The 12,715-nt window shown below is 43.9% G+C and carries 14 protein-coding genes; all 14 read right to left on the reverse strand.

The window, feature by feature from the left end:
* Positions 1-5: 5 nt before the first annotated feature.
* Positions 6-356 (reverse strand): YlxM family DNA-binding protein, encoded by a 351-nt coding sequence (ylxM, locus tag DS742_RS02960; RefSeq protein WP_117415537.1) that lies wholly within the window; start codon positions 354-356, stop codon positions 6-8.
* Between the two features lie 71 nt (positions 357-427).
* Positions 428-1,105, reverse strand: a complete 678-nt coding sequence (locus tag DS742_RS02965; protein ID WP_117415538.1) for an alpha/beta fold hydrolase — start codon at positions 1,103-1,105, stop codon at positions 428-430.
* A gap of 11 nt (positions 1,106-1,116) precedes the next feature.
* Positions 1,117-1,482, reverse strand: a complete 366-nt coding sequence (locus tag DS742_RS02970) for a VOC family protein (RefSeq protein ID WP_117415539.1) — start codon at positions 1,480-1,482, stop codon at positions 1,117-1,119.
* A 59-nt stretch (positions 1,483-1,541) separates the two neighbouring features.
* Entirely contained in the window at positions 1,542-2,831 is a 1,290-nt protein-coding gene (gene serS, locus DS742_RS02975) for a serine--tRNA ligase (protein WP_117415540.1), read from the reverse strand.
* Positions 2,832-2,961: 130 nt separating this feature from the next.
* Positions 2,962-3,801, reverse strand: a complete 840-nt coding sequence (locus DS742_RS02980) for a pyridoxamine kinase (RefSeq protein WP_117415541.1) — start codon at positions 3,799-3,801, stop codon at positions 2,962-2,964.
* 8 nt (positions 3,802-3,809) lie between these two features.
* Positions 3,810-4,397 carry an ECF transporter S component gene (locus tag DS742_RS02985; RefSeq protein WP_117415542.1) on the reverse strand — a complete coding sequence of 196 codons (588 nt, stop codon included), beginning with the start codon at positions 4,395-4,397 and terminating at the stop codon, positions 3,810-3,812.
* 96 nt (positions 4,398-4,493) lie between these two features.
* Positions 4,494-5,153: a thiamine diphosphokinase gene (locus DS742_RS02990; protein WP_117415543.1), complete on the reverse strand. Its 660-nt coding sequence runs from the start codon at positions 5,151-5,153 to the stop codon at positions 4,494-4,496.
* Positions 5,150-5,812: a ribulose-phosphate 3-epimerase gene (gene rpe / locus DS742_RS02995; RefSeq protein WP_117415544.1), complete on the reverse strand. Its 663-nt coding sequence runs from the start codon at positions 5,810-5,812 to the stop codon at positions 5,150-5,152. The genes DS742_RS02990 and rpe overlap by 4 nt, the downstream gene beginning before the upstream one ends.
* 1 nt (position 5,813) lies before the next feature.
* A complete protein-coding gene (rsgA, locus tag DS742_RS03000; protein ID WP_117415545.1) occupies positions 5,814-6,692 on the reverse strand; it encodes a ribosome small subunit-dependent GTPase A in 879 nt (292 codons plus the stop codon).
* A gap of 10 nt (positions 6,693-6,702) precedes the next feature.
* A complete protein-coding gene (gene pknB / locus DS742_RS03005) occupies positions 6,703-8,859 on the reverse strand; it encodes a Stk1 family PASTA domain-containing Ser/Thr kinase (RefSeq protein WP_117415546.1) in 2,157 nt (718 codons plus the stop codon).
* The gene (locus DS742_RS03010; RefSeq protein ID WP_117415547.1) at positions 8,856-9,599 is read right to left on the reverse strand and encodes a Stp1/IreP family PP2C-type Ser/Thr phosphatase; all 744 of its coding nucleotides are present in this window, start codon (positions 9,597-9,599) and stop codon (positions 8,856-8,858) included. The genes pknB and DS742_RS03010 overlap by 4 nt, the downstream gene beginning before the upstream one ends.
* A 20-nt stretch (positions 9,600-9,619) precedes the next feature.
* Complete coding sequence (gene rlmN, locus DS742_RS03015) at positions 9,620-10,657, reverse strand: dual-specificity RNA methyltransferase RlmN (protein WP_117415548.1); 1,038 nt, start codon at positions 10,655-10,657, stop codon at positions 9,620-9,622.
* A gap of 2 nt (positions 10,658-10,659) precedes the next feature.
* A complete protein-coding gene (gene rsmB / locus DS742_RS03020) occupies positions 10,660-11,994 on the reverse strand; it encodes a 16S rRNA (cytosine(967)-C(5))-methyltransferase RsmB (RefSeq protein WP_117415549.1) in 1,335 nt (444 codons plus the stop codon).
* Positions 11,987-12,703 carry a zinc metallopeptidase gene (locus tag DS742_RS03025; protein WP_117415550.1) on the reverse strand — a complete coding sequence of 239 codons (717 nt, stop codon included), beginning with the start codon at positions 12,701-12,703 and terminating at the stop codon, positions 11,987-11,989. The genes rsmB and DS742_RS03025 overlap by 8 nt, the downstream gene beginning before the upstream one ends.
* Positions 12,704-12,715 lie beyond the last annotated feature (12 nt).

The raw sequence follows: 12,715 nt of genomic DNA on the forward strand, positions 1-12,715 counted from the left end.
CCCTCCTAATGAGCTTCCAGCTCGATGATTTCGCCCGATATCTCTTCGATGCGATGGATCAGACTCATGTCCTTTGTTCCGGCAAACTCAGCAGTTAAATTCCGGATTTCTCTTGCCAGTCCCTTGGTTTTTTCAAATTTTTCTACCAGATGAAGTTTTTCTTCATAACCCTCTAAAATCTTATCACAGCGCTTTACCAGGTCATGAACACCCTGACGGCTGATTCCCTGTTCCTGCGCGATCTCACTGAGGGATAAATCGTATAATACTACATCTTCATAGATGTTTCGTTGATGCTCTGTCAGCAGAGCTCCGTAGAAATCATACAAAAGTCCCTGTCTTGCAATCTTCTCCATATCATCACCTGTGATATCATACAATACTTTTTTTATGGTGTCAAGTATTTTTTCTTTACACCCCTAAAAAATCAGTTTTCTATTTTACCCGGTACATTTAAAAATTTCTTTATATAAAAATAAAGTTTTCTGCTGTGAATCACATAACTTCCGTGAGTCTCACCTGGCAGAATTCTAAGAAGGCTGTTTTTTATCTTCGACGCCAGATACTGTGTATGGGAAGTAAGAACCATATCCCTTTCGCCGGCCAGTATCAGGGTTGGAACAGAAATCTGCTCCAGTTCCTTACCGGAAATCTGCGGCTCGTTTAACATCATAAGAACCCTGGGATCATGAAAAAGCAGCCCTAAGAAACCAAATAGAATCAGCCACCTTCGCTTTAGTCCTTCCGGATATGCATTGGCACCGCAGATCACCAGCCTGGAGAAAAGTCCGGGATACTTAGAAGCTGCCAGTATCCCTATGATACCTCCGTCGCTGAATCCGCAGCAGGCCGGACGATCCAGCTCTAAAAGCCGGATAAATTCCGCCACATCCTTTGCCATCTTCTCATAACTGATATTCTCTTTTCCGGAGCTTTTCCCATGTCCTCTGGAATCCAGGGCGTATACCGTATAATCCTGACTGAGTAAGTCTGCTGTCTCTTTAAATATGCTGTGGTTTTCCCCGTTTCCATGGACCAGAATCACAGCCGGTCCTTTGCCCGTAACTTCATAATAAAGCCGGATTCCGTTCACTGTTATAAACACCTGTTTTCTCCTTATCTGGCAGGAACTATTTCCAGCCAGTATCCGTCAGGATCACTGATAAAATAAATTCCCATCCCTGGATTTTCAAAGCAGATCACGCCCATCTCCTTGTGCTTTTTATAGCATTCCTCATATTCATCCGTATGAAATGCAAGATGAAATTCGCATTCTCCAAGATTATAAGGTTCTGTTCTGCCGGTTAAATAAGTCAGTTCCAGAGTGAAATCAGTTTTTCCATCCCCTAAATAAACCAGCCGGAAAGATCCGTCAGCCGCTGTCTTCTCCCGTACCGGAAACAGACCAAGAGCTTCTTTATAGAATGTTAAACTTTTTTCCAGATCAAGTACATTAAAATTAAAGTGGTTGAAAGTAATCATGATGGGTTCTCTCCTTTTCAAAAAGAGTCCGACCTGTAAAAAGCCGGACTGAAACGTTATTATTTCTTTGGTACAAGTGCTTTCATACCGCCCATATATGGCTGTAATGCATCGGGAATCTTCACGGTTCCATCTGCCTGTAAATTATTCTCCAGGAAAGCAATGAGCATTCTCGGGGGAGCCACAACCGTATTATTCAGGGTGTGTGCAAAATATTTCTGGCCGTCTTCTCCTGAAACACGGATCTTCAGCCTTCTTGCCTGTGCATCTCCTAAATTGGAGCAGCTGCCTACCTCAAAATATTTTTTCTGTCTGGGAGACCATGCCTCTACATCCACAGATTTTACTTTTAAATCAGCCAGGTCACCGGAGCAGCATTCTAAGGTTCTAACCGGAATATCCAGGGTTCTGAATAAGTCTACGGTATTCTGCCACAGTTTATCATACCAGTCCATGCTCTCTTCCGGCTTGCAGACTACAATCATCTCCTGTTTTTCAAACTGATGAATACGGTAAACACCGCGCTCTTCCAGTCCATGAGCTCCTTTTTCCTTTCTGAAGCATGGGGAATAGCTGGTAAGTGTCTGGGGAAGCTTAGCTTCAGGAAGGATTGTATCAATGAATTTTCCGATCATGGAATGTTCACTGGTACCGATTAAGTATAAATCCTCCCCTTCTATCTTATACATCATGGCATCCATTTCTGCAAAGCTCATAACTCCGGTTACTACTTCACTGCGGATCATAAAAGGAGGGATGCAATAGGTAAAGCCCCGTCCGATCATAAAATCTCTTGCATAGGAAATGACAGATGAATGAAGTCTTGCAATATCTCCCATAAGATAATAGAAACCGTTACCGGCAACCTTTCTTGCGCTGTCAAGATCGATACCGTCAAAGCTTTCCATTATTTCGGTGTGATAAGGGATATCAAACTCCGGCACTACCGGCTCTCCGTAACGCTGTACTTCAACGTTCTCACTGTCATCCTTACCGATTGGAACACTGGGATCTATTATGTTTGGAATGGTCATCATGATCTTCTTGATCTTTTCTTCCAGCTCGCCTTCCTTTGTTTCCAGTTCAGCCAGATGGTCGGAAGCATCGGTTACCAACCGCTTCAACTCTTCTGCTTCTTCTTTCTTTCCCTGTCCCATCAAGGCACCGATCTGTTTGGAAAGTTTGTTTCGTTCCGCTCTCAAAGCATCTCCTTCCCGCTTTGCTGCACGGTTTTGCTCGTCCAGTTCGATGACTTCATCAACCAGCGCAAGCTTGCTGTCCTGAAATTTATTTTTGATGTTCTGCTTTACAATTTCAGGATTTTCTCTTACAAACTTTAAATCTAACATGGTATTCCTCCTGGTTTTTCCTCAATATTTTCTGCGAATCCAATGCGCATAATAATCTGCCGTTGATTATACTACAAAAAAAGGGCAAAGAAAAGCCCTTTTCCTAAAATTCCCCATCTCTCTTCCTGTTTTACTGACGAATAAGCAAAGAAAGGATCTCTTCAAAACAAACTCCATTCTCTGCCGGCACATTCATCTCATCCGAAACCAGAATACTCTGCTTTACAAAATGGGCTGCTTTTTTGACATTCTGCAGCAAAGGAACACCCTTCACTGCCTGTGCCGCTATGATACTGGCAAACACATCTCCGGTGCCAGGCCTGTCATTTCCCGCTTTTAAAAACTTTAGGAATTTCACCCCGAAGCCCTTTTGGGCCACAACATTGGTTACAAAGGATCCTTCCCTCACTCCGGTTATTACAGCCGAATCGGGTCCCATACTTGTTATTTCCTCCGCTATGGATGCCAGCTCTTTTCTGGTCCAGCCCGTCTGCCGGTATTGTCTTCCGGTAAGGATACAGGCTTCTGTTAAATTGGGAGTCACAATATCACCGGACTCCACCAGTGTTCTCATGCGGCTGCACATCTCCTTGGTATAGGTCTGATAGGTATTTCCCTGATCTCCCATAATGGGATCAATGATAACCATGGTTTTTTCTGTTTTAAAATCACGTATCATATCGGCAACGATCTCAATCTGATCTTCAGAACCTAAAAAACCGGTGAAAATTCCATCAAAGTCCAGGTTCAGCTTCTTCCACTGTTCCAGGTATAAAGGCATTTTTTCCGTATAGTCATCAAAAAAGCAGGTGGGAAATCCGGTATGATTGGATAAAATGGAGGTGGGAACCGGACAGCACTGCACCTTTAATGCAGATATAACAGGAATAGCCACTGTTAACGAACAGCGGCCGTATCCTGAAAGGTCATGAATTGCTGCAATTTTTTTCTGTTTGTTTTCTCTTGTCATAAAAGCTCCTAAGATATCCTGGCAAATAATCCGGACCGCACCAGCGCTTTCCGAAGGGGCATATAAATCAGTACCGATACAATCCCCGAAGTTACCGCATTGATGGAAGTGGAAGCAACATTATAAACCAGTGCCAGTTCTGCTGCCGGTTTTCCAAGGATAAGAAGTTTGTAGAAATATCCCACCATAGGATCAAAAATTACATTAAATAAAAGACCTGCTGCTGCCGCCAATATGGTCCACGTAAGAATATGCCTGCTGTCATTGGATTCATTGATCTTTCCCAGCCGATGGGCAATCAGTCCTGTGATCAGGCCAATGCATAATTTCAGTACAAATGTTTTGGGGGCATAAATAATGTACACCGGGTCAAATAAATCACCGATGGTCATTCCGATGGCGCCGCCAAGCCCTCCGTATAATCCGCCCAGGAGCAGTGCACCCAGCACGCAGACAGCATTGCCTAAGTGAATGGAAGTGGCATCCCCTCCCGGAAGCGTGATTTTAAACTGAAGAAATGTGAAAACCACATAAGACATTGCTGCAAAAAGTCCGGTCAGTGGGACTTTGTAAATAGTCTGATTTGTCTGATTCATTGATGGTTCCTCCCTTACTGCTTTTGTTGTTCTTAATCTTAGCACGCAAGTGGAGTGATATAAATATCCAGTTTTAACATATAAAACCATACCAGTTTAATCATGAGATTCCACACAAATCAGTATACCTGAATCAAATTCAATGGAACCTGACGCACCCGTCAGTTCATTGCTGATGCAAAGGCTGGTTCCTATGGATATGTCCTTTTTATGAAGGGGATATTTGAATCCGGAAAGGGTAATTCCCTTTACTTCCATAGTCAGGGGTAAAAATGAAATATAAGTTCCCCACATCTTATCCGATTCAAATCCTCTTCCCTTTTCTAAAACGGTAATACGGTTTTTGGAATCCACAATGGATGCCGCCACTCCCTCTTTTAAGCAATAGTAAAGCAGATGAAGATTCCCCATAAAATGATCAAGCCTGCCGCCGGTTGCTCCCAGAAGCACAAGATCTGTGCACCCTAAATTCATGGCTGTACAAATAGCCAGTTCTGTATCTGTCTCATCTTTTTCCGGTTTATGGATGTCCCATGTGATATCTCCTGAAAAATTCCGGTATTCCGAAAGGACAGATTCCTCCACTGTGTCAAAATCGCCGACAACCGCATCCGGCTTTAAATTCAGCTGTGACAGGGCCGTAAGCCCGCCATCTACCGCAATGATCTTATCAAAGCTTTGATTTGCCAGAAACGTTCCTGCAAAATCAAAATCAATGCTTCCTCCCGTAACGATTAATCCCGTTCGTTCTTTCACCTTTTATATTCCTCAAAAATTTCCAAGAATTTTCTGGTATTGGCTGCTGCGTCACCTTTAAATACAGCAGACCCTGCTACAAATACATTGGCTCCTGCTTCAATCAGCTCTCTCACATTATCACAGGTAACACCGCCGTCAACTTCAATATCAATATCCAGTCCGCGGCGTTCTGTCACGTCCCGCAGAGCACGAACCTTTTCCAGTGTGTATGGAATAAATTTCTGTCCGCCGAATCCCGGGTTCACTGTCATAATCAAAACCATATCAAGCTCCGGTAAAATACAGTCAAGCACAGACAATGGCGTCGCAGGATTTAAGGCAACCGCCGCTTTCAGTCCGGCTTCTTTGATCTGATTCACCGTCCTGTCCAAATGCCTGCACGCCTCCGCATGAACACAGATTAAATCTGCACCGGCCGCCTTGATATCTGAAATATAGCGTCCCGGCTCCTCCACCATCATATGAACATCAAACATACGGTCCGTGCAGCTTCTAAGGCTGGCAATCACCGGCATACCAAAAGATATGCTGGGCACAAAAGCACCATCCATCACATCAAGATGAATATACTGAGCACCTGCATTGGCTGTCTCCACCACCTGTTGTCCAAGATTTTTAAAGTCTGCCGCTAAGATTGAGGGGGCAAGTTTAAGCATGTTAGTATCTCCTTTTTTCTTTCAGTTCCTCATACAGAAGCCGGTAATTATCATAACGGCTCTGGCTGATTTTTCCTTCCGTAACGGCATTTTTTATGCCGCAGACCTTCTCACCGATGTGTACACACCCAAGAAACTTACAGTCTGGCTCGTAGGGTTCAAATTCAGGAAAATATTCCTTTAACCGGCCGCACTCCATGTCATCTAAATACATGGAACTAAAACCGGGTGTATCCATCATATATGTCTGGTTTCCAATTCCAAATAACTCCGAATGCCTGGTGGTATGTTTTCCCCTCTGGATCTTTTCGCTGATCCGTGCGGTTTCCATCTCTGCTTCCGGATAAAGCAGATTCGTCAGCGATGATTTTCCAACACCGGAGGGTCCGGCCAGAACAGTGGTTTTTCCGGCCAGAATTTTTTTCACACAGTCAACTCCCTGATTTTCATAAACACTGGTGAAATAAACAGGGTAACCTGCCGCCTCATACATCCGGCGCAGATTTTCCATTATTTCATCTTCTGAAAGATCAATTTTATTAAAGCAGATATTAACGGGTACATCCTGAGATTCCATCATTACCAGAAAACGATCCAGCAGATTCAAATTAGGTTCCGGATGGGTAATGGAAAACACCACCAGTGCCTGATCTACATTGGCTACAGCAGGGCGCACCAAAGCATTTTTTCTGGGCAGGATCTTATCAATGTTTCCTTTCCGCTCTGTCTCATCCAGAACGGAAATTTCCACATCATCTCCTACAAGAGGTTTTACATTTCTGTTTCGGAATATCCCTTTGGCCTTACATTCGTAAAGATTCCCATCCTTGCTGTGGACATAATAAAATCCAGCAATGCCTTTTAATATTTTTCCTGTCATATACGCTTCCTTAGGATTGTGGAACAGCAACAAAGGTAATCGCGTAAGAATTAACCACCTCACCTGTATCCACATTTACTATTTCTACTGATCCGCTTGTTACATTATAGGCTCCCTCTATATTTTTAAATGAAACCGGAAGCATCTGATCTCCTTTTAACGTTACCGGACCCATCAGTTCTCTTACGGTATCCTGTCCATTAACCGACTGTCTCAGCTGAATTTTTAAAGTCAGCTGGGTACTGCCAGATCCAGGACCAATGATATTCTGCAGGGAAAAGGATTTATCAATGGATGCAAGATACTTATATTTGGATTCCTGTCCGTTTCCGGTGCTGATTACAAAATTGACAGCAGTTCCGGATTCCACCTGGCTTCCCGGGGTGGCAGACTGACTGATGATATTGCCTCTTGCAACTGTCTCAGAAGAAGCTTCGGTTACGGTTCCCTGAACCAGACCTACATCTGCAAGCATCTCTACTGCAACCTCCTGTGTCTGTCCCGCAAGATTAGGCACAACAACCGGATTGACCAGCGTTGGACCGCTGCTGGAATACAGGGTAACGGTTTCCCCTTCCTTTGCCTCACCCGGGCTGTAGCTTACCACATTACCGGCTGTTACAGTATCGCTGTTCTTCTGTTCTACATTGACAACAAGTCCCTTGCCTTCCAGTAAGGACTTGGCAGACGCTGTATCCATGGATTCAAGTCCCAGCTTTTTCAAGTCGATGGCTGCTTTCTCCGGACCATTGCTGATTACTACATAGACAGCAGAGTATTTATCAACTACTGTATCAGCTTTTGGATCCTGGGAAATCACATCTCCCTTGTTAACGGTATCTGAATATTCATATTCACTGATTTTCATATACAGATCACCGCTATCCTTTAATTTCTTTTCTGCTGTTTCAGAATCCAGTCCGGAAACGTCAGGCATTTTCACTTTTTTATCGCTGAGAGTTTCTTCCGTGGACGCAGCCGTTGTAGAAACCGACTCTTTTCCGGATCCGGAACGGAATAATCCTCCGACTTTGGAAAATACAATAGCCAGAATAATAACAATAATAATGGCAGTCACGACTCCTGCCGCAGTCAGAAGCTTTTCAATCTTTGGATTGATATCCTCGTCCGTATTATTTCTTCTGTTTCTGCCAGGTCCGGGCTGTTCCTCATACTTGGAAGAAGGCTGGTATTTCTGCCCATACTCTTTCCCCTGTGCGGGGCGCTTTACAGGCTGCTCATTCTGGGGTTTGCGGCCGGACCGTATCTGTTCCAGTTCCGGTTTTCCAATAATTACAGTCTGGGAATCATCCACAGGCGGATGGTTCTGTACAAAATCCCCGTTGGGATTGACCAGAGCCTTGCGCAGATCAGAAATCACTTCGTACATATTCCCATATCTGTATTCCGGTTTTTTCTCTGTGCTCTTCAATATGATGTTTTCCAGTGCTACCGGAATCATCTCATTAAAATAACTGGGAGGCGTAATCACAGATTCTAAGTGGGCCAGGGCAACCGTTACGGTATTATCTCCCTGAAACGGCACTCTGCCGGCAACCATCTCATATAACGTGATACCCAGTGAATAGATATCACTTCTCACATCGCTGTAACCTCCGCGCGCCTGTTCCGGCGATATGTAATGAACCGATCCCACAGCTGTTGCACTCATTGTCTGGGAGGAAGCCGCTCTGGCAATACCGAAATCTGCCACCTTTACTTTCCCGTCTCGTGCAATAATAATATTCTGTGGCTTGATATCGCGGTGAATAATTCCCTGTTCATGAGCTGCTGCAATACCCTGGGCAACCTGCATGGCTATCCCAATGGCTTCCTTAATATCAAGGCAGCCCTTTTTCATAATATAATTTTTTAACGTGATTCCTTCAATTAATTCCATTACAATGAAATGAAGGTCACCCTCATCCACTACGTCATAAATATTCACAATATTCGGATGAGAAAGTCTGGCCGCTGACTGGGCCTCCATTTTAAACTTACCGACAAAATTACTGTCAGAACTGAATTCTTCCTTTAATACCTTAATGGCTACCAGGCGGTTTAATTTATGGCACAGGGCCTTATACACATCTGACATACCTCCGGAACCGATTTGTTCCAGTATTTCGTATCTGTCCTGTAAAAATGTCCCCGGTCTTAAAATCATAAGCTTCCCTCCCTGCCAAGCTGAGGCTCAATCAAAACAACAGCAATATTGTCTTTCCCCCCATTATCATTGGCTACTGTAATTAATTTTTCTGCCTTCTCCGGCAGCTCCAGTTCTGAGCATATGATTTCCTCTATTTCAGCATCTTCCAGCATATTGCTGAGCCCGTCAGAACACAAAAGGATAAAATCTCCCGGTTCCAGACTGACTTCAAAAAAATCAATCTCCAGCTTATCTTCCGTCCCAACAGCTCTGGTTATAATGTTCTTTTTTTCCCGGTAATCCTTGCTCCCCCGCTCCAGCTGACCCAAAGATACCAGTTCTTCCACATAAGAATGGTCTTTTGTAATCTGCTTTAACTGATCCCGGATTAAATAAAGGCGGCTGTCTCCCACATTTGCCACATACATGGTGGAGTCTTCAATCACGGCAGTAACCAGCGTGGTGCCCATACCGTTTAATTCCGGCTTTTTCATGGACTCCTGATAAAGAAGCTCATTCACTTTTTCAATTCCGTCTTTCAGTACTGTAACAATTCTGGTATCTTCTGTTATCTTAAAATGAGCCACCAGATTTTCGGCAATGAATCTGGAAGCATAATCTCCTGCCTGATGGCCTCCCATGCCGTCTGCAACGAGAAACAGATCAGGCAGCACACCCACAGGCTCAATTGAGGCAAAAACATAGTCCTGATTTGCCGAACGGACTCTTCCGGTATCCGTCATAGCACAAGCCTTCATCGTAACACACTCACTTCCTTTTACTCCTGATTTAAAAAACTTTTCCGCAGCTGTCCGCAGGCACCGTTAATATCCCTGCCCATTTCTCTTCTTATAGTAACATTAATTCCGTTTTTTTCAAGGAGATTTTTAAATGCTTCAATTGCTTTCCTGTCCGACTGCACATAATCCCGTTCCTTAATTGGATTGACAGGAATGAGATTGATATGTCCATGTTCCGCTTTTAAAAGAGCTGCCAGAGCTGACGCTTCTTTTAAGTTGTCGTTTACGCCGCTCACAAGGCTGTATTCAAAGGTGATCCTTCTTCCGGTTTTTTCAAAATAAGTATGGCACGCCAAAAGGACATCGGCAAGAGGATAGCGGTTGGCAACCGGCATGAGGCTTTTACGTACTTCATCATTGGGCGCATGCAGGGAAAGAGCAAGCGTTATCTGCAGTTTCTCCTCTGCCAGTTTTAAAATTCCGGGCACAATTCCACAGGTGGAAACCGTTATATTTCTCTGACTGATATTTAATCCATGTTCGTCGGTGAGAAGCCGGATAAACTTCACCAGATTATCATAATTATCAAGAGGCTCTCCCGATCCCATAACAACGACGTTGGATACCCGTTCTCCGGTAAGTTTCTGAATCCGGTAAATCTGATCCAGCATCTCGGCAGGGCTTAAATTGCGCTCCAGTCCGTCAAGTGTGGACGCGCAAAAGCGGCAGCCCATGCGGCATCCAACCTGAGAAGAGATGCACACGGAATTGCCGTGCTTGTATTTCATCAGTACACTTTCAATTACATTGCCATCGGAAAGGCCAAATAAATACTTTCTTGTTCCGTCTATCTGGGAGATTTTTTCTTCTACAACAGTAAGTGCAGGAAGGTCTGCAATCCCAGACAGTTTTTCCTTCAGAGCATTTGGAAGATTCGTCATTTCTCCGTAGCCGGCAGCCAGCTTCTGATGGATCCATTCGTACAGCTGTTTTGCACGAAACGGTTTTTCTTTGGCATTCACCATGAAAACCGTCAGCTCTTCCAGATTTAAAGACTTAATATCTGTTCTTTCCATTCTTATTCTACCTTTTTTTGTAATACACCGATAAAGAATCCGTCACAGGGATGAATTCCCGGCAAAAGCTGCATATAACCCTGTTTCATGGTATCTATCTGAAACCGGTTTTTAAACTTCCCTTCCAGATCAACTGCCTGAAACGGAAAATTCTCTAAAAACCATGTCATGTTCTCTTCATTTTCTTTTTTATCTATGGTGCAGGTGCTGAAAACAAGTTTTCCTCCCGGCTTTACATAGGTCTGTACAACCGAAAGAATCTCTCTTTGAAGGGAAGCCAGTTCATCTAAATTTTCCGGTTTAATCCTGTACTTAATATCAGGTTTGCGCCCCATAATTCCAAGACCGGAACAGGGAAGATCTGCAAGTACGATATCCGCTTTTTCAGCAGAATCAGGATCAGGCACCAGCGCATCCCATACCTTAGCCCTGATATTGTCAAAGCCGCACCGGTTGATGTTCTCCTGGATCAGACCGATCTTATACTCTGTTAAATCCCTTACTTCAACCATACCGGTCCCATTCAGCTTATCTGCCAGATGGATGCTCTTTCCTCCCGGTGCACCGCAGACATCAATGCAAAAATCTCCTTCTTTGGGATCTGCTGCCTCTCCCACAAGGGCAGAGCTTAAATCCTGAACCTGAATATATCCTTTTTGAAAGGCTTCCAGGCTTTCCAGATAATCATACTTTTCTAAAATCAGTATTTCATCAGAAATACCCGACTCTGTTACCTGTACATTCTGTTTTCTCAGACTGGAAAGAATCTCTTCTTTCCCCGCTTTTGAACTGTTTAAGCGTATTGTAGTTTTACTGTTTTCTAAAAATGATGCCATAATGGCATTGGCCGTTTCCTTTCCATAATCCTGAGTCCACATGGAAACCATCCATGCAGGAACAGAATAACGAACAGAGTCATCCGGCCAGACAAGGCTTTCCTTATTTCTTGAAATGTTTCTTAAAACACCATTTACAAATCCTTTCAGCCCCACGAATTTCCGTCTGGCAGCAAGTTTCACCGCCTCGTTGCATACGGCGGAATCCGGAACCCGGTCCATATATAAAATCTGATAAACCGACATCCGCAGGATATTACGGATGACCGGTTTCATTTTTTTAACTTTCGTTGAAGAGAAAAAGTCAATGACGTAATCAATTTGTATTAAGTATTCTACTGTTCCTTCAACCGTTCTGGTTATAAAGGAACGTTCTGCTTTATCCAGATACTGGTATTTATTTAAGGCCTGACGCAGGATTAAATGGCTGTATGCGGAACGTTCTAATATTTCAGTAAGAACATCCAGTACAATCTCCCTGCTGTCTGTGTCTTTAGTCATTATCTCTTCTTCCTCCAAATAATATAACAAGTCTCAGCAGCTGAAGCACGGTTGCTGCAAGCGCCGCCACATAGGTAAGAGCCGCAGCCCCAAGCACTTTTCTTGTGTGGGACAGCTCTTCGTCTCCTAAAATCCCTACCTGTCCCAATAAAACAACTGCTCTTCTGGAAGCATTAAACTCAACTGGAAGCGTTACCAGCTGGAACAAAACTGCCAGTGAAAATAAAATCAACCCGATGTTTACCAGAGGTGAACCCGCACCGCTGATAAAAAAGCCCAGTAAAATAATAGGCAGCGCAGCATGGGAGCCGATATTGGCAGCCGGAACAATAGCACCTCTTAACCGCAGCGGTACATATCCCGTATTATCCTGCATGGCATGTCCGCATTCATGGGCTGCCACGCCGATTGCTGCAACTGAAGTTGATCCATAGACCGAATCCGATAAATTAACGGTCTTTGACCTGGGATCATAATGATCAGACAATCTTCCGCTGACAGGTCTTACCTGCACATCATAAATGCCCTGGGAATTTAAAAGGCGCTTTGCTGCCTCTGCACCTGTCATTCCTGACATGCTTCTTACTTTGGAATATTTATTAAAAGTACTGGTTACTCTGGCTGATGCCGCCATGGATAACAAAGCGCCTATAATTACAAAAATCCAGGTCGGGTCCATATAATAACCCATCATACCACCATAGTACATAATCAGATTCTC

The organism is Lacrimispora amygdalina (assembly GCF_003432035.1).
GTDB lineage: Bacteria > Bacillota > Clostridia > Lachnospirales > Lachnospiraceae > Lacrimispora > Lacrimispora amygdalina.